This is a genomic window from Bacteroides sp. L008 (genome assembly GCF_040812255.1).
Lineage (GTDB): Bacteria > Bacteroidota > Bacteroidia > Bacteroidales > Bacteroidaceae > Bacteroides > Bacteroides vicugnae.
This window is the reverse complement of sequence record NZ_JBFNXO010000001.1, coordinates 4626482-4644370: the sequence shown is the minus strand read 5'-3', so window position 1 is coordinate 4644370 and position 17889 is coordinate 4626482. Positions and strand designations below refer to the sequence as shown.

The window sequence follows — 17889 nt, the reverse complement described above, 5'->3', positions numbered from 1 at the left end:
AAGTTAACGAAGCCCTCTTGCCTGTAATGCCGGAATCAACAAGTCCGGTAAATCCGTCTGTATCATACATACCATCGGATAGATTTGCAAGAGTTCATCCAGATAAGTCTCGTTCAACGTCCATTCGGACACACTACTGCCACTGGCAGGAAGCATATTCACCGTAGCAAGCATTCCATCATTGATTGAACTTCCCAAAGGAGTGCTTTTCCCATTCGTCAGGTAGCTGTATTGCACGAAGTAATTACCCGGTAGTCCTATCATCGGTTTATGACTTCCTGTCCATGTATACACATGTGCCTTGGAAGTAATGCCCAATACTTCTTCCGCCTTCTGCGCACTGTTACAATAGAAAAATACAGATTCCATCATATCCAGTTTCATCACGATATCCACCACTTGTTGCGAAGTTGCTGTACGCGGAGAGTAGTCGAGATTGTAATAGATTCTACCGCGTCCTGCTTTCAGAAACTCTTCCAGAGTAGGCATCTTTTCATCAGTCACCCGACCGTTCCGGTCTTTCAAGTTGTACTTCTGTATTTCCGCATAGGTCATTTTCGTGATGTCCCCCGTGCCATTCGTTGTAGCATTGATCGTCTGGTCATGGCAAACCACTACTACTCCGTCACTTGTCACATGAGTATCACACTCGATCACTTCAGCTCCAGAATCAATGGCATCCTCTACGGAAGAGACTGAATTTTCGGGAACTGTCCTGTCGGACGTATGTGCCCGGTGTGTCATGACCCATACTTTTTTGTTATCCGGCTCTCTGAATTGCTTCATCGCCTCCGTCAACGCCAATAGATTATAGATGCGGATTCTCTTCTGCACCTCATACTGACCTGCCGTAACGTGTAGCGTGTAGTCACCACTCTGAGTATAGGCATAAGTGATAGGGGTGGCAGCTTTCCCCTCCTTGACCGTCCCGTCACCAAAATCGACAGTAATATCGGTATTTCCATCAATGTTGTTGAATTTGACCTCTACCACCTCTTTCAGCATGGCACGAGTACTTACTTGCAGGTAAGGATTCTTTTTCACAGGATCATCGTCAGAGCAAGCGTTGCAAACTATCCCCAATAGAATAGCCCAACAGCAGATCCAGCTTATAGGCCGGCGTTTTGTTCTTCCTTTTTCCGGAACAAAAAAATGCAGTAATTCATTTTTCATTTGTATTTCTATAAAGGTTAATAAAAAAAGAACTCCCGAAAGCGGAATCAGTTCGTTCCGTTCGGTTATGACAAAAATAGAGGGAAATGCCCCGATAAAAAATAGCAAAGGGAATATAAGTGGAAATGCATAATCCACTCAAAGAAATAACTATCTGATAATAAACATATTAATACTTAACAAGCTCACATTAAAAGGTAGATTCGGCACAGATTTTATTAACGAATTTTTGCCACCAAATCTTCAAAATCATCTCGTGAAACACGTGCTTTGGTCTTCACTCTTGAACGATAATTATAGATCGTATTTACCGAGTAATGCAGAAGCTCTGCAATCTGCGAACTGTCTTTTATTCCCAAACGTATCAAAGCAAAAATACGCAATTCGGTATTCAGTAATTCATCCGGTTTCAAAACAATCTGTTCTTCGGGCAACAATAATTCATTAAGCGATTCCACAAAGTTAGGGAAGAGATGCAAGAAAGCGGAATCAAAGTTCGCATACAATTCTTGCACTTCAACGGTTACAATATCATTGCTAAGGTGTGTCATTTTCAACAATTCTGCCACTTGCCCACGTTGCAGTTTCTTGTTTACCAACTTTCTGTATGCTTGCAAACGGTCTACATATACAGAACACAATTTAAAGAAACGGGCGATATAGGCTTCTTTAATGAGATTGGACTCTGAAAGTTCCAGATTGGTGGAACGAAGATGGCGGTTCACTTCTTCGAGTTCTTCATTCAAAGAGAACAGCCGTTCGTTTACTTCCTGTAATCCTTTCTTAGCGATGGAAAGGGCTTTCATCTGTCGGTAAATATAGATTAACGCTACCACCAACAGTAAGGCCAGCAAGGCTACGCACGTAATATAAATCAGCAGTTCCCGATTTTGTTGCTTGATAATATCCTGATAATTCCCATTAATCATGGAAAGCGGGGTGATGTTCATCCAACTCCGCAACCTCGTTTTATAAAATTGTGATATCTCCCATGAGAAATTGATATAGTCATAGGCACGTTTCAAATCTCCTTTGCCATGCAGTTCTTGTGCCAGTACCATCAAAGAAGATTGTTCTTTAATAGCGGAACGTACATCTGATATAGCTGAAAGTACTAAATAATATAAGTGTTCGTCTTTCTTGCCCATGCTCTCAAAAAGACGGAAACGCTGATAAGCCACCAATGCATATTGGGGAGTGCCGAAAGAAGCTTCTGCGAGTCGGCGGTCACTGAATTCCATAGCCTCATCATATTTCCCGGCCTCTCTTAGCTGTGTCTCACGCAACCACAGGTAAGTAGCCGAAGACGAATCTAATGTAACCTCCATAGAATCCCGATATACATGACTCAACTTTACATAGCGGGAAGCAAACATTTTATATCGTGGTTGTGCGGCTCCCGCTTCAGAATATACATGTTCATAACATGTATAATAATGGCCCAAAAGAGATGTTGGAAGGGTCTGGCGATCGATGGAATTTAATATGTCCGCCGCTTCCATATACATCCCGATAGAAGATAACAAATAAGATAACTCCAATTGAATTTTAAGTTCTCTCTCTTTATCATTCAACTGTCTTGCCAGCAACAAGTTTTCATTCAGATAATGGAGTGCGGAATCAGAACTGTATGCTTTATATTCAAGATAGATATCATTATTTAAATGATAGCGTTCAATAGAAAAAGGAGCCGCCTTTCGGGCTTCTTTTTTCAACTCATGGAGTTTGTTTTCTTTAATCTGCACATAAGTATCGGCTTCCTTAATCGTTTTATCAAGTACGTTTAACAGTGAGTCCAAGCGTTCATCAGCAAAAGCTGAATGACAAGAAAAGAAGAGCAAAAGGCAAAATAGACAGTTCTTTTTCATGGGGCGGATAGACTTTAATGAGTATGAGATAACAGAGATTAACCAGACAAATGTAGAGAAATTCTTCGTATTTCAGCTATAAACAGCACATAAATTAGGAAAAGGAATGAAAGGTGATTTACTAAAAAATAACTTTTCGCTCATTCATTAACGGCATTTCCTGATTTATTTTTGTTAATCTATTGCCCGCTTTTATGCAAGCTATCCGATAAAATAGTATTTTCGGGGGTAAAAAATATAAAAGACTGCCGTGATATGAAAATTACCCGCGATGATTTATTGACAGCTGCGTTCAAACTGTTTATGTCCGTGAACTATGAAAAAGCTAGTTTTGCGGAACTTGGAAAGATGCTCGGAATGTCGAAAGCCGGCATATTCAAATACTACAAGAACAAACAGGAACTATTCATTGCCGTAGTGGACAGGTTTTGGTTCAGCACGCAAAATCCACGAAACAAATTCACCGAAACAAACGGTACGTTTGCCGAATTTATAGACGAATACGTGAAAGGTGTACAACGGACGATGGATATGCTGGGCAAGCTGATAGGTGCAGATAAGGTGGCACCAGAAAAGTTTTCATATCACGCCCAATATTTTCATTTTCTGTTTCAAGTAATCCAATATGATCCTGACGCCAAAGAAAAGCTCCATAATCTCGTAGCCAGCGATTATGCTTACTGGCGTGCCGCCATCCAAAGCGCCGTACAAACAGGAGAACTGAAAAAAGATGTAGACGTTGAAGAAGCGGTAGTCATGTTCCGGCAGGTTTACATGGGACTGTCCTTTGAGATGGCATTCCTGGGCGGATTGGATACCCAGCTACTCTCCAAACATTTACATGCTATTTACTCCTTATTAAAAAGCTAGACTGTATTATTCAATACATACCATATCCCTTCCACGTAGACTATCTATGCAAAAAAAAGATAAAAAAGAAACGACCGTTTACTTTTTCGGAATTGTTTTATAACTTTGGCACTATCATTCAAAGAATGGTAGTTATAATGTAATAAAACAAGCACTATATGGAAGTAGACAAACTGCGGAAAAGAAAGGGATTTTTCAAAACACTGGTAACGATTTTACTGGGAACGAGAAAAGAATACAAGGTGGAAGATTTAGGCATCTTTTCCGGCAAAGTTTGTGATTGGTGGCAGAATGACCATTACAACTGGTTTACCACCCTTCAACTGCCATCTTATTCAGCGGAAACGGTCATTGCAATGGCTGGCAATGCTTCAGCGCCGTCACCACAACAATTATTAGAATTACGGGCATTACTGAAAAATTGGGCATCCATAACTGCCCGATTAGACAGTATATTGCCTAATGAAAGCCGCCTGGTACATAAAGAAGAAATATATGCTTCCTGGCAAGATCATTTTTATCCGGAAGCGATAAATCCATCCGACAAGGACAATGAAGGTTGGGAAATTACATTCGTCAGAGAAGATATGGATGATTGTTTCAGCTTTATCTGGAAAAATAACACCGTGCGGAATCTAACTTTCAATTAAATCAAAAAAGCATATAAAGTAAATTATTACAAACAAAGAAAACAGTCAAACGCTGTTCCTCTATCAGTTATTAACACGTTAAATTACAATGATTATGAAAAAGATTTTATTTATTCTGACCGTCATAGCCGGTCTTTTGATGAGCAGTAATGCCGAAGCACGCAGAATCAGGATTCCTGTAAGTAACGACATCCCGAAAGTAGCTACCCTCCCCGACAGTTCTTATTATAAGACGGATGAAGGCACTCATCTGGATTTAGGATATATCGAGAAAGACGGCAAACGTACGCTCGTACTCTTTTCCGAATCAAAACCCGATACGTACTATGACATCTCCGACGAATATGCCGAAGCAATCCGGCAGGACCTGAATGTAAAGGAACTTAGCAGCCTCATCCCCGAACCTACATTCTGGGACAAATGGGGTGGCAGCCTTCTTTTCTACGGTTTTGCTGCATTGATAGTCATAGGCCTGCTATCCTACCTGAAAGACTTTATCCTGGGACTTCTGGGCATAGTGAAAAAAGAGAAGGATAACAACGAGGAAGAAGAAAAATAGTACGGACACCTAAAAATAAAACTCATGAACATTTATTCGCTTATTCCGATTGTCTGCATTATCCTGTCTTTGGGATATTGGTTTTATACAAAAAGCAAAATCTCCCAGCAGGTTCAGACAGTAGACAGCACCGATTTCAAAGCAGAATTTGCAAATGCGACACTATACAAGAACCAATTTCTGACATCCGAACTCCCCTTTTTGAAAAAAGCGATGGAGCAAAACCCTATCGACGCTTTCAACTATGCCAACACCGAGCACAATATGGTAGATGCCCTCAAAGACGGGGTGAAAGATAAACTGAAAGGAATGGCCACTTTGGGAACCGTACGTTTCACCACCGTGGCAACTCCCAAATATCTGGTATTAAGCGGTGATAAGCTGCACCTGTTCGACACGGACACCGATGGTGAAATAGACAAGCATCTGATATTCGAACCCACGCAACTCAAAAACTCAAGACTCGCCGTATATCCTTTGGAGGGACAGATAAAAGCACAAGCCCAGGCACGCGGCAAAAATGTAAAAGCCTATAAGCTCTCTTTGCAGACAGACGGAAAAGCGATTGAACTCATCCTTTATTCCTGCCTGATTTTCACAGACATTCCCGAAACTCCGGTAGACGCGAAAGAAACGGTAAAGGCCATTGTCATTGCCAATGATTTTCTAAAACGCTTGGGCGACTGTTATCCGAATCTGAAAGTGGCATTACCCATCGAAGAGTCCTGATGTAAAGAGCCTTGATATAAATATAAAGCAGCACTTATACATGAATCATCCTGTTCCGGAATAACGATGAAAGCAAAATTAAAATACCCGATATTTTGGTCCAGTCCGAACGACAACAGGGTCTATGTCTTTTGGAAAGAGAAAGAGAACAAGACAACGAAACTCGATATGCTAAAAGAAGCCAACGGGTGGAAAGGTGATATGATTATTGATGCCACCGGAACAAAATACATCGTCAAATGCTCCTACATGACCAAATGGAAAGGTATACATGGATTCACAGGCGGATTCACAGGCATGATATACTACGAACAGGAATACGAAGACAATCCCGAATCTCTCTCCTTGCAGCAGCTGCAAGACCGGATAGCGGAAAGATACCCCAAAACCCGATGGTTCAGAGAGGAAGGTTGGGGCAGCAGAGATGATTTCAGGCGGACAGTCTACGCCTGCAAGACCTTTGAGGAACTTGCAGGATTATTCAGACATCCGCCCGAAACCCTGCGCACACGGATTATAAAATGGTTGCATCCTACCCGGAAAGAGCTGAAAATGAGAATCGGAACTGTTTTGTTCCTTATCCTGTACCTGCTAGTATGTTATCTGATATTCGAATACAATATTAGCAACTAAAGCTCTTACCAATAAAAGTATTATCTTTGTTGCATGAAAAGATTAGTCATTGTAGGATGTGGACGACTTGCAGAAATCGTTGCGGATGCAGTTGTCAAAGGTTTATTACCAGATTATTATCTGGTAGGTGTCTATTCGCGTACGGCATCAAAAGCAGCGCACATCGCAAATAAAATGCAGCAACATGGCAAGCCTTGCATTGCTTGCGCCACATTGGAAGAGTTATTGGCTTTAAAGCCTGATTATCTGGTAGAATCAGCCTCTCCTGCCGCTATGCGGGAATTGGCTTTGCCGGCATTGAGAAACGGAACGTCTGTCGTTACTTTGTCTATCGGTGCTTTGGCAGATGAAGCATTCTATCGGGAAGTGACAGAAACCGCCAAGGCAAATGGCACACGGGTCTATATCGCATCCGGAGCTACCGGTGGATTCGATGTTTTAAGAACCGCCTCACTGATGGGAAATACAACGGCTCGCTTCTTCAATGAAAAAGGTCCTAATGCACTCAAAGGGACACCCGTTTATGATGATTCTTTGCAAACGGAGCAGCGTACCGTTTTCTCCGGTAGTGCTGCGGAAGCTATTCACCTCTTTCCAACGAAAGTGAATGTTACAGTTGCCGCCTCACGGGCTTCTGTCGGTCCGGAGAACATGCAGGTATCCATACAGTCTACTCCCGGATTTGTAGGAGATACGCAAAGAGTAGAAATCAAAAATGACCAGGTGCATGCCGTGGTAGACATTTATAGTGCTACATCGGATATTGCAGGGTGGTCAGTAGTGAGCACCCTGATTAATATCGCTTCACCCATTGTATTCTGACAGATTGGCCAGTACTTTTGCGCTCAGGCGGTCAAATGCCTGACGCGTGCGGCCAGTAGACACCTGCATACAACGTACATGCGGATGATTGAGAAGTTGCTCATCCCCCAATGCGCCTATCGTGTCACAAAAGCAAAGGTTGTCACCTTCCAGCCATTCAGTAAAAGCAGTCTCATCCCATGCCGGTGATAAACCGGTATTGAATAAAATCTTCCGGTTACCCATCTGCTTAAATTCCTCTTCATGCAGTAAAACCGTATTTTTATTAAGACAGCAGCAAATGACTTCACTCTCTGAAAGGAGTTCCCTCAATGGCAGAAAACGATATCCTTTGGCAGTAGCCGCTTCTTTCTCACTGCGGGCATAATATGAAATATCAGCACCAAAAAACTTCAAGGCGTCCGCTATCATGCCGCCAGACTTACCCAATCCGATTATTCCGACTTTCAATCCGGTGATCTCACGAGGCAATTCTTCCCACGGTTCCTGTCCAAAGCCGTGCAAACAGCGCACCAATTCACTGACTACATATTCCACCACTCCCTCGTCACCATAATCCCGGATACCTGTTACCGTGATACCTCGTTCATTGGCATAACGAATATCGACATTGGCACTTTCGGGAGAATAGAGTGAACAACACATTCCAATGTATTTCACATTCGGACAACATTCGAGTACATACCGGTTGATACGGGAGGTATAACTCAAAAGCACCGCATCAGCACCTCCGATACGGGCAATTATTTCATCATCATTCGCAGGTATATCAGGATACATCACCACCTGACCTGCAAATGAATACAACGCTTTTTCGGCCGCCGGAACCAAGCTGACCGGTTCTATAGCTACAAGTTTCTGAAACATCATTTTTTATTTTAGAAGTATTATACAAACATATATGGTTCGGATTAGCAACCCAACATGGCGCTAAGATACAAATTTCCGGTCATAATATCATTTAAAGATGAATGATTACAGTGCGTTTTAGACACGCGAGCGCAAGTTAAACAGATCCATTCATAAACTGTTCACCGTCTGACTCCTTTGAGGCGTCACAATGATGCCATTAACGATATAATCCTTTTTTACTTTTCAAACACAAAGAAAAAAATTATATTTGCTGAGATTTAAAACAAAATAGAAACCAGACAGAGTTTGAATTACACTTCCACTGAGGCAAACGAACTACTGTCCCTTTCTTTCCCGGATAATCTTTTGCTTATATTCTGTTGGAGTTTCTTGGGTATATTGTTTAAACACAGTACTAAAATAACGTGAGTTACTAAATCCCACCTTCTCCGCAACTTCTGTGATACTCATATCATTGTTAATAAGGAACGATATCGCTTTTTCCATTCGGAGCTTATTGATATAATCATTACTTCCCATACCGGTAAGAGTCTTCAATTTATTATAAAGTGAGGTTCTTCCCATACCGATTGTCTGGCACAAGAATGGAGTATTCAAGTCCGGATTATCCAGATTCTCCATAACAATCTTGTTCAGCCGGAGTAAGAAAGTTTCGTCAGCCTGGCTGAAAGTCGTCTCTTCCGGTGTCGGGACAGACCCCAGACTCATATATTTTTTCTTGGAATACTCCCTGCTTTTCAATCTGTTACGGACAAGTGCCATAAGCATATCTATCTCAAAAGGTTTCGTTATATAGCCATCCGCCCCATTCTTATAACCGTTCAGCAAACTTTGTTTGTCATCTCTCGCAGTAAGTAAAATAATCGCAATATGGCTCACCGTTATATCCTCTTTAATGGATTTACATAATTCATAACCATTCATACGAGGCATCATTACGTCACTGATAATAATATCCGGATTATGATTCCCGGCCAGTTGAAGAGCCTCTTTACCATCCGAAGCAACGTAAATATGTTTAAAATAGCTCTTCAATGATTTAGCCAGGAAATGAACCATATCCTGATTATCATCTACCACCAGTGCAACATAGGGCGTAGTATCAAAGTTCTCAGCATCAGAAGAAATAAAGCTGCTATCATTAAGCATCAATTCATTCAGATAATTCTGAGGCAGACGGACTATTTCTTTCTCATTCTGCTTCAAAGGCAGTTCGAAGAAGAAGGTAGCTCCGTGTTCGAGGTTATTTCGTGCACCAATTGAGCCCCCATGCAGTTCTACCAGGATTTTGGAATAAGAAAGCCCGATACCGGTTCCGGTTTGTTCCCCCGTCCCTTGGTAGAAGCGGGTAAAGAGCTTGCCCATATCTACATTCTGCAATCCGCAACCTTGATCAACTATCGAGATTCGCACTCTTTCAGTATCCGGAAGCAACTCTGTGACAATCGTAACCTTACTATCCGACGGACTATGCTTCAATGCATTAATCATCAGATTATTGAAAACAATCTCACACTTACTTTTATCATAATATACCTTTTCAATACGGGCATCTAACTCATAACAGATAGATACGCCCTTCCCGTTTGCCTCACTGTCGAAATCTTGCGAAATATCTTTTATCCACTCGTTAAGGAGATAAGGCTGTATCTGCAATTTGCTTTCACTGACCTCCATCTTACGTACTTCAAGTACCATATTGATAAGGTCTTTCATACGCTGCGACTGACGATAGATTGCCTTTAAAGGCAGATAATAAGTATTTGAAGACGAAAGCGATTTCAATATCTGGTTTAGCGGAGCATGAATCAGCGTCAGCGGTGTACGCAGCTCATGACTAATATTAATCAGGAAATGCACTTTCTCTTCATACATCTGTTTTTCATGTTCCTTCATTGCCCATTTCAGCTTTTCCTTCTTCCGTTTTAATATGATCCAGAATACCATGAAGGTTCCTCCTAGCACAAGAAGTATACAGCACCAGATGAACCACCACGTCCGATACCACGGCGACAGGACAGTTAATGCCAACACCTGATAGCCAGAAGTCCAGCTACCGTCTTTGTTTGTGCACGATGCAAGAATATCATAATTCCCCGAAGGAAGCGAATGCAATGTCAGTTCAGGATTATATGATTCGATATACTCCTCCTTCAGTCCCAGTATCTGGTAACGATAGAGCTTTTTCCGGAAAATATCTTTCTCCCTCGACATTATACCGATTTTTATATTGCTATTCCAAGGCACGGAAATACCTGCCGGATTACCGCTTAACTTATCATTAGCGGATTCTCCATTCACAGCAATATCAGATAATTGCAGTTGGGGCAGTTCGGATGTAGTAAAAGGCAATTCGCAGTTGATACGCAACAATCCTTTTACCCCTCCCATATAGATGTCCCCTTGTTCACTGGACAAACGGGAAGTAGAAAGATACTCGTTAGACAACGCTCCATCCGATTCTCCCCAAAGAATGAACTTCTTTTCTTTTGTAAGCCAGACAAAAAGCATATTATTAGCTCCTATCCACAATCTGCCCTGACTATCATAAGCTAACAGGGAAACAGTTGTAAACAAGACGGTAGAGATGCGTTTCTGTGTCTTGGAAACAACATCATAATAGCTTAGTCCATAGTTATTCCCTATCCAGAAATTGCCATGTTCATCTTGAGCGACAGAATGAATAACGGTATCTCCCCTGCTTTTAAACAGTTTACTCAACTTATTGGTTGAATGATCCAATTCATAAATATACCTGAGATCATTCAGATAAGTCTTATCGCTCTTTTGGGCTACCGGTACCATAGCACCGATAGAGCCATCCTCTCTTTCCCTATCGATGATATCAAACCGCTTTTCCTTCAGATGATATTGATAAATCTGGTCTCTGAGCAGCAACACTGTGTTAGGAGAATTCTGGTAGAGATTGATTATCTTCGCCCGGTTGTTAAGCCTCTCTGTCGTTTCTCTGTCAACAATCGTAAAAGGGCTTTTCTCGCCGGTTTCCGGATCAAAGACAAACACTCCCTGAGCCCACACAGATATTAATAGTTTTCCCGAAGAAAAGCCGCAAATGGAAGTTATTTTGTTCTTCCATGTAGAAGAGTAATAAGTGAATTTCTCCGTATAAGGATTGAAAGAGTTGATACCTCCGCCATCTGTCCCAATCCATATCCGGTCGGGATTCTGCTGATAAAGAGAAAGTATTGACTTATTGCTCAATCCATTAGCATTGCCGGGAATCACATTGGTATATGTTTTCATATATACTTCCCGGATACTAATCAGACCATTCCGGACACTGCCGGCCCAGATATTATTATCTTTATCCTTATAAAGGCTAAGGATAGAGTTGGCAGGAAGTGAATAGTTTTCTTCGCCCGGAATATACTCCAATATTGTAAATTCACCGGTTTCCAAATCCAGCACATTAATACCACCGCCATCTGTTCCAATCCACAGTTTCCCTTCCCGTTCAACCATGCTTAAAATAATATCATTGTTTAATGAAGAATTACGGGTGGTGTAAGAAGCCAGTAATTCACCACTATGGCTGAAGCAATTCAAGCCTTTATTAAACGAAGCGACCCATAGCCGGTTCCGTGAATCGATAATCATACTGACAATTTCGGATTCGCTCTTAAACGGAGCACGTTTACATTCTCCCGTGGTTAAGTCCAACAGGCGTAAGCCCTGCCAACGGTTACAGCAAAGCAAAGTGTGCGAATCCCAAAATTCCAGCCCCATAATACTGTAACTGGGGGTTGTGCTGAATTGCTGTACCAATCGGAGTGAAGAGTCTTTATAATTATAATGATACACCTTATTATAAGAACCAAAAAACATACCTTCAGCGGAACGGCAGAAAGAAAAAGCAATGATCCTTTTCCCTTTTTCGTCTGTGGGGACTATAAAATTATCACTTTGACGTTGATAACAGGCAATCCCCCTTTCTGTCAACACCCAGATATTATGCTGTTTATCTTCTACAATATTATAAATCAGGTTATCAGGGAGAGAATAAGGATTGTCAGGATCGTGCACATAACTTTTCAACTCATATCCGTCAAACCTTCCTAAACCCGCCTGTGTTCCTATCCAAACGAAACCTTGCTTATCTACCAATGTACAATAAACCGTAGAAGATAAGCCGTCTCCCAAAGCTATTTGCTTATAATAATAATGCACCGCGTGAACAGGAAGTATAAAACCGCTTATGATATAAATGAATAGCAAAGTTAGAAGGATCTTTTTCATAAGTAGGACTTATTACGGTTTGAATTGAAATGCTTTCAGCAACAAAAGTAACATTTTTATATATATCTTGTATGTAAATAGTTCAAAAATCAGTTCAGAGCCAGCAAACCGACCTGCCACTCAAATATTTATACATCAGTAAAAGTCTGCATGGAGCTTACCCTGGCAATATTCAGAAAATAACCTATACTGCCATTCTTTCCGGCAGAAAGAATATTGTTTTAACCAACATACATTTTAAGACTGTAATAATCCTGGTTACAGTCCCCGGAAGTAGTGATAAAATCGCTTTTTGAACAAAACAAGATATAATACGATGATTTTGAAACATCCCGCAATCATCAGAGTGATACATTTGCAGAGAAGTTTCTTTGAAAAGTTTCTCAACCCGGTCGAGGATCGAGTTTTTCAAAGATCATCGTTGTTAATCTAATTAAATTTTATTACATGAAAAGAAAATGTAGAAAACAATGGCGGAGATGGATTCGTCTCTTTATTCTTCCTTTACTCTTCTTTGTCGGTGGCATCACCAACACTTTCGCGCAAAGCGGGATTAAAATAACCGGTAAAGTTATTGATGCGAGTAAAATGGAAGTGATCGGTGCAAACGTTATGGTGAAAGGCACCTCGGTTGGCGTCATTACGGATTTAAATGGTGAATATACCATTACTGTCCCGGATGAAAAATCGGTATTAGTCTTTTCGTTTGTCGGTTATCGTTCACAGGAACAGATAGTAGGGAAAAAAAGAAAGATTGATATCCTGCTTGAAGATGACTCGAAAGCATTGGATGAAGTGGTGGTCATCGCATACGGAACACAATCCAAAGCAACGTTGACCGGTGCCCTGTCTTCGATTGACTCCAAAGAACTGATAAAATCTCCTGTTGCCAGCATTACCAATGTACTGGCAGGTTCACTGCCGGGAGTTTCTACCGTGCAGACTTCCGGGCAACCGGGTAGTGACGCCGCTTCCATATATGTACGCGGTGTCGGTTCTTTATCTAGCGCATCCTCTTCCCCATTGATATTAGTAGATGGCGTGGAACGGGATTTCTCACAAATCGACCCGAATGAAATCGAGAATCTTTCTATCTTGAAAGATGCATCTTCTACGGCTGTATTTGGAGTACGCGGTGCGAACGGGGTAGTATTGGTAACTACCAAACGTGGAAAGAACGGGAAACCGACGATTAATGTCAGCTCCCTCACGGGTGTGCAGCAACCGCTATCCTTTGTCAAGCAGACAGGCAGTTATGAATTTGCCCGTTTCTGGAATATGAAACAGCAGAATGACGGTGCTGCCAAGTCTACGTTCTTCACCCGTGAAGCTATCGAAGCCTATCGTACAGGCGGAGACCCGCTGCATCCCAGTATAGACTGGTCTGATTACCTATACAACGATTTCTTCCTGCAAACCAAAAACAATATCAATATTTCAGGCGGAACGGATGCGGTGAAGTACTTTGTATCTATCGGTTATCTTTATCAGAACGGTATCCTCAAACAGTTCAACGAACTCCCTTACAATAACAACTATAAGTACAACCGGTATAATTATCGCGCCAATCTGGACTTCCAGCTAACCCGTACTACTACCATGAAATTAAATATCGGTGGCAATGTCGGTCAGCAACAGGAGCCTAACACAACGGAAGATATACAGAACCCGTTTGTTTATACCCAAATCTGGGCACTTCCTTTTTCCGGACTTGGCATTGTAAACGGAACACGCACGATTGTACCTGTCAGCTATACGCCGGTGGGGGGCGCAAATGTAGACGGTCTGCGTACTTACTGGGGAACCGGTTACAAGCAGAAGTATGTGACGACCTTAAATATGGATGTGGATATTACCCAAAAGCTCGATATGCTTACCAAAGGGCTGTCCGTTTCAATCAAAGGTTCCTATGACAATCAGTTCCAACTGAACAAGAATCGCACAGGGGGGAATGTCGAATCACAATTCATCTATTACAAATCGACCCTGGAAAACAGCAACCTGTCCCAGACTGACCCGGACTTTGATAAAACCATTGTTTATGTAGGTCGTGGCGACGGTGATGCTTCCACCCCATTGTCGTATGCTGAATCATATAAACGCGACCGCAACTGGTATATTGAAGGACGCCTCAACTACGACCGCACATTCGGAGATCATAAAGTGAGCGCTCTATTCCTGTACAACCAGTCCCGCAACTATTATCCATTATATGCAGACGGCACGGTAGCCAGTTTCCAGTATCTGCCCCGTGGCTATGTAGGTTTCGTAGGACGCGCTACATACGGTTACAAATCCCGCTACCTGGCAGATGTGAATATGGGATATAACGGTTCAGAGAACTTTGCTCCCGGAAAAACCCGCTACGGACTTTTCCCCGCCGCCTCCATAGGTTGGGTGCTGTCGGAAGAGCCTTTCATGAAGAGCTTGCGATGGCTTGATTATTTTAAACTGCGGGCATCGTATGGCCGGGTAGGTAGTGACACCGGAACAAATACCCGCTTCATGTATATGCCCAGCACATGGACACAAAGCGGAGAATACAGTTTCGGCGTATCCAATCCTGTAAGTGCTCCGGGATATGCAATGGGAGTGCCGGGAAACTCGGAAGTCTCTTGGGAAACAGCCGACAAGCAGAATTACGGGCTTGAGCTGAAAATGTTGAGAAACCGCCTGTCATTAACCGCAGACCTGTTCTACGAGAAACGTACTGGTATTCTGATATCTCCTAAATCGACTCCAAGCATTATAGCAACCGGACTACCCAACCTGAATCTGGGTAAAGTGGACAATCATGGTTATGAGCTGTCATTGGGATGGGACGAGACTCTTAAAAACAATTTCCGTTATTATATCAACGCAAATATGTCATTTGCCCGTAACAAGATTCTCTACATGGATGAAGTCCCCAACGAATTTGATTACATGAATCAAACCGGCGGTTCGGTAGGACGTTCCACCAACGTTTACAAGTATATCCGTCTTTATCAGTATAGTGACTTCACGCAGGACGAGAATGGCAATCTGAAACTGAATCCGGCGTTGCCGCAACCTGCTGTCAGTGTCGCTCCCGGTGACTGTATGTACGCCGACCTGAATGGTGACAAGGTGGTGGATGGCAATGACAGAATGACCACAGGTTACGCCGAACGTCCCGAATATGTATTCGGATTAAATGCCGGTTTCAACTACAAAGGTTTCAATTTCTCCATGCAATGGTCCGGAGCCACGAATGTGAACAAGATGCTTCAGATAGAATACCGTATTCCATTCACCAATACAGGCAAACGCGGTTTATTGGAGTACTTCTATAAGGATTGCTGGACTCCCGAAAATCAGTTGGGCGCCAAATATCCGCGTGCCGCAGAAACTTCCGAGACATGGAATTCCGAGAACTCGACTCTCTGGCTGCGCGATGCCTCTTATATCCGCCTGAAAACAATCTCCATAGGATATACCTTCTCCAAGAAACGTTTCCTGAAAGCCATTGGTGCCAATACGCTCGGTTTGTCTATAAGCGGATATAATTTATTGACTTTCTCCCCACTGGATATCATGGATCCAGAAAGTTTAGGTAACAATAACGGTTCTTACCCGCTAGTGAAGATTTATAGTTTAGGGATTAACATAAACTTCTAATAATGAACAAGATGAAAAATATGATTAAAATACTATCCGTCTGGTCAATCGGAGTAAACCTGTTTGCCTGTTCGGACCTTACTTTCGGCGATAAGTTTTTAGGAGATCAACCGGAAAGTTCCGGTGCTACGCTTGACTCTATGTTCAACTCCAAAGCCAATGCGGACAAAGTGCTCACACAAGCCTATTGCTATTTGCCTTACGGACTTCCAACCAAGTCCGGAGCCGGATACAACAAACTGGGAGTAAACATTCTTGAAGCACTGACAGATTTGTATAGCAGCTATCGGAATATGAGTAGTGACGGGCCTGTCAATCTATATTATAATGGTATGCTAAGTCCCAATATCGCCTCAAATTTACAGGGATGTGAAGCCTACCGTTTCGGTTCCCAATTGGAATACCATGCCATCCGTTATGCATACCTCTATATCGAAAATCTGCCCAAAGTCCCCAACATGACCGAAGCGGAACGGAATGAACGGATTGCCGAAGCAAAGACGCTGATAGCCTTAAGCTATGCCGAGATGTTACGTTATGTAGGCGGAGTGCCCATTCTGACAACATATGTCGACCCCAACGATGATATGAATTTTCCCCGTGCCACATTTGACGCCACTGTCAAACATATCATCGGGCTTTTGGACGAAGCGATTCCTTACCTGAACTGGAAACAAAAGGATATAGACGACGGACGCATGACGAAAGCCGGCGCGATGGGTTTGAAAATCCGTGTCCTGCTTTTTGCCGCCAGTCCCACCTTCAACGGTCCGAAGTGGAGGGAAGATGCCAATGAATACACGTGCTACGGCAATTATGATTTACAGCGTTGGAAAGATGTCGTGACGGCCTGCGATGATTTTATGAAAGCACTAGACCTGAATGGCGAATACGGGTTGACTATGCCGACGGAAGCTACTCCCGAAGCGCGCCGTCTCGCCTACCGTTCGGGATATTATGACAGAGGCGGCACTGAAGTCCTGATTTCCGTCCGACGCGGATATGCCCCTTCTATCCACCAGAATATTTATGACCAACGTTATTATTCGGGGCCCACATTGAACTACGTGAATATGTTCCCCTGGGCGGATGGCAAGGATTTTGATGAAAACTTCAACTGGAGTAACCCGTCCAAACAACCGTTCTTCGATGCTGACGGAACACCTCTTCGCGACCCCCGACTTTATGAGACGGTAGCCGTTCCCGGAGATAAATATTTCAACGGAACTCCCCCGCCGATATATACCAATCATCCCAATTACAGAAATGACGGTACAGGATTCCTTATGATGAAGTTTATTTTGACGGACAAAGGAGTACGCGACAATCGTCCGGTACAATGGCCTTATCTGCGCCTCCCCGAAGTATTGCTAAGTTATGCAGAAGCTCTGAATGAAGTGAACAACGGTCCTACGGCAACAGCCTATAGCTGCATTAACCAAGTCCGCGCCCGGGTAGGATTATCAGCCATCCCCACTTCCGGCATGGACAAGAAAAAGTTCCTGACTGCTATCCTGAAAGAACGTGCATTGGAGTTTGGCTTCGAGGAAGTCCGCTGGTTCGACATGGTACGCCGCGGGATGGCAGAGGACTTCAAAAAGACACTCTACGGACTTGTTACCACAGGAAACGATGCCAATAATCCGACTGCATTTACTTTCAAAGAGGTATTCAAGTTGCCGACAACCAGATACTGGTCTTCCAACTGGGACACGAAGTGGTATTTGCAACCCATACCACAAAACGAGATTAATAAAGCCTACGGTATGACACAAAACCCCGGCTGGTAAACACGCATAATCTTAAATACATGAAA

12 protein-coding genes are annotated in these 17889 nt (G+C 42.7%); 8 read left to right on the top strand and 4 right to left on the bottom strand.

Annotation, left to right across the window (positions count from 1 at the left end; translation table 11 throughout):
* Positions 1-3: 3 nt before the first annotated feature.
* Both AB3G73_RS18085 and AB3G73_RS18080 read right to left on the bottom strand, forming a co-directional pair.
* Positions 4-1173: a glycerophosphodiester phosphodiesterase family protein gene (locus tag AB3G73_RS18085; RefSeq protein ID WP_195649823.1), complete on the bottom strand. Its 1170-nt coding sequence runs from the start codon at positions 1171-1173 to the stop codon at positions 4-6.
* 218 nt (positions 1174-1391) lie between these two features.
* On the bottom strand, positions 1392-3041 hold the full coding sequence (locus AB3G73_RS18080; RefSeq protein WP_367745300.1) for a DUF6377 domain-containing protein: 1650 nt from the start codon (positions 3039-3041) through the stop codon (positions 1392-1394).
* A 255-nt stretch (positions 3042-3296) separates the two neighbouring features.
* Here AB3G73_RS18080 and AB3G73_RS18075 point away from each other — a divergent pair, with 255 nt between their 5' ends.
* The 6 genes from AB3G73_RS18075 to AB3G73_RS18050 all read left to right on the top strand — a co-directional run bounded on the left by AB3G73_RS18075 (position 3297) and on the right by AB3G73_RS18050 (position 7304).
* Entirely contained in the window at positions 3297-3911 is a 615-nt protein-coding gene (locus AB3G73_RS18075; protein ID WP_217721734.1) for a TetR/AcrR family transcriptional regulator, read from the top strand.
* Between the two features lie 158 nt (positions 3912-4069).
* Positions 4070-4561, top strand: a complete 492-nt coding sequence (locus tag AB3G73_RS18070; protein ID WP_148365434.1) for a hypothetical protein — start codon at positions 4070-4072, stop codon at positions 4559-4561.
* Positions 4562-4649: 88 nt separating this feature from the next.
* Positions 4650-5120, top strand: coding sequence for a hypothetical protein (locus AB3G73_RS18065; protein ID WP_217721735.1), 471 nt, complete (start codon positions 4650-4652; stop codon positions 5118-5120).
* A 24-nt stretch (positions 5121-5144) separates the two neighbouring features.
* Positions 5145-5849, top strand: a complete 705-nt coding sequence (locus tag AB3G73_RS18060) for a hypothetical protein (protein ID WP_148365433.1) — start codon at positions 5145-5147, stop codon at positions 5847-5849.
* A gap of 66 nt (positions 5850-5915) precedes the next feature.
* Positions 5916-6482: a hypothetical protein gene (locus tag AB3G73_RS18055; RefSeq protein ID WP_217721736.1), complete on the top strand. Its 567-nt coding sequence runs from the start codon at positions 5916-5918 to the stop codon at positions 6480-6482.
* Between the two features lie 33 nt (positions 6483-6515).
* A complete protein-coding gene (locus AB3G73_RS18050) occupies positions 6516-7304 on the top strand; it encodes an aspartate dehydrogenase domain-containing protein (RefSeq protein ID WP_367745299.1) in 789 nt (262 codons plus the stop codon).
* Here the strand turns inward: AB3G73_RS18050 and AB3G73_RS18045 are convergent.
* On the bottom strand, positions 7287-8171 hold the full coding sequence (locus tag AB3G73_RS18045; protein WP_320978108.1) for a D-isomer specific 2-hydroxyacid dehydrogenase family protein: 885 nt from the start codon (positions 8169-8171) through the stop codon (positions 7287-7289). The two genes, AB3G73_RS18050 and AB3G73_RS18045, sit on opposite strands and share 18 nt — an antisense overlap.
* Positions 8172-8492: 321 nt before the next feature.
* The gene (locus AB3G73_RS18040; RefSeq protein WP_234131703.1) at positions 8493-12434 is read right to left on the bottom strand and encodes a hybrid sensor histidine kinase/response regulator transcription factor; all 3942 of its coding nucleotides are present in this window, start codon (positions 12432-12434) and stop codon (positions 8493-8495) included.
* A gap of 447 nt (positions 12435-12881) precedes the next feature.
* Between AB3G73_RS18040 and AB3G73_RS18035 the strand changes: the two genes are divergently transcribed.
* Both AB3G73_RS18035 and AB3G73_RS18030 read left to right on the top strand, forming a co-directional pair.
* Positions 12882-16073: a TonB-dependent receptor gene (locus tag AB3G73_RS18035; protein WP_148365423.1), complete on the top strand. Its 3192-nt coding sequence runs from the start codon at positions 12882-12884 to the stop codon at positions 16071-16073.
* Positions 16074-16075: 2 nt separating this feature from the next.
* The gene (locus AB3G73_RS18030; protein ID WP_367745298.1) at positions 16076-17863 is read left to right on the top strand and encodes a RagB/SusD family nutrient uptake outer membrane protein; all 1788 of its coding nucleotides are present in this window, start codon (positions 16076-16078) and stop codon (positions 17861-17863) included.
* Positions 17864-17889: the final 26 nt, after the last annotated feature.

Bases quoted from the DNA above. Each gene is read 5' to 3' on its own strand.
- AB3G73_RS18085 (WP_195649823.1), bottom strand. From the start codon at position 1,173: ATGAAAAATGAATTACTGCATTTTTTTGTTCCGGAAAAAGGAAGAACA.
- AB3G73_RS18080 (WP_367745300.1), bottom strand. From the start codon at position 3,041: ATGAAAAAGAACTGTCTATTTTGCCTTTTGCTCTTCTTTTCTTGTCAT.
- AB3G73_RS18075 (WP_217721734.1), top strand. From the start codon at position 3,297: ATGAAAATTACCCGCGATGATTTATTGACAGCTGCGTTCAAACTGTTT.
- AB3G73_RS18070 (WP_148365434.1), top strand. From the start codon at position 4,070: ATGGAAGTAGACAAACTGCGGAAAAGAAAGGGATTTTTCAAAACACTG.
- AB3G73_RS18065 (WP_217721735.1), top strand. From the start codon at position 4,650: ATGATTATGAAAAAGATTTTATTTATTCTGACCGTCATAGCCGGTCTT.
- AB3G73_RS18060 (WP_148365433.1), top strand. From the start codon at position 5,145: ATGAACATTTATTCGCTTATTCCGATTGTCTGCATTATCCTGTCTTTG.
- AB3G73_RS18055 (WP_217721736.1), top strand. From the start codon at position 5,916: ATGAAAGCAAAATTAAAATACCCGATATTTTGGTCCAGTCCGAACGAC.
- AB3G73_RS18050 (WP_367745299.1), top strand. From the start codon at position 6,516: ATGAAAAGATTAGTCATTGTAGGATGTGGACGACTTGCAGAAATCGTT.
- AB3G73_RS18045 (WP_320978108.1), bottom strand. From the start codon at position 8,171: ATGTTTCAGAAACTTGTAGCTATAGAACCGGTCAGCTTGGTTCCGGCG.
- AB3G73_RS18040 (WP_234131703.1), bottom strand. From the start codon at position 12,434: ATGAAAAAGATCCTTCTAACTTTGCTATTCATTTATATCATAAGCGGT.
- AB3G73_RS18035 (WP_148365423.1), top strand. From the start codon at position 12,882: ATGAAAAGAAAATGTAGAAAACAATGGCGGAGATGGATTCGTCTCTTT.
- AB3G73_RS18030 (WP_367745298.1), top strand. From the start codon at position 16,076: ATGAACAAGATGAAAAATATGATTAAAATACTATCCGTCTGGTCAATC.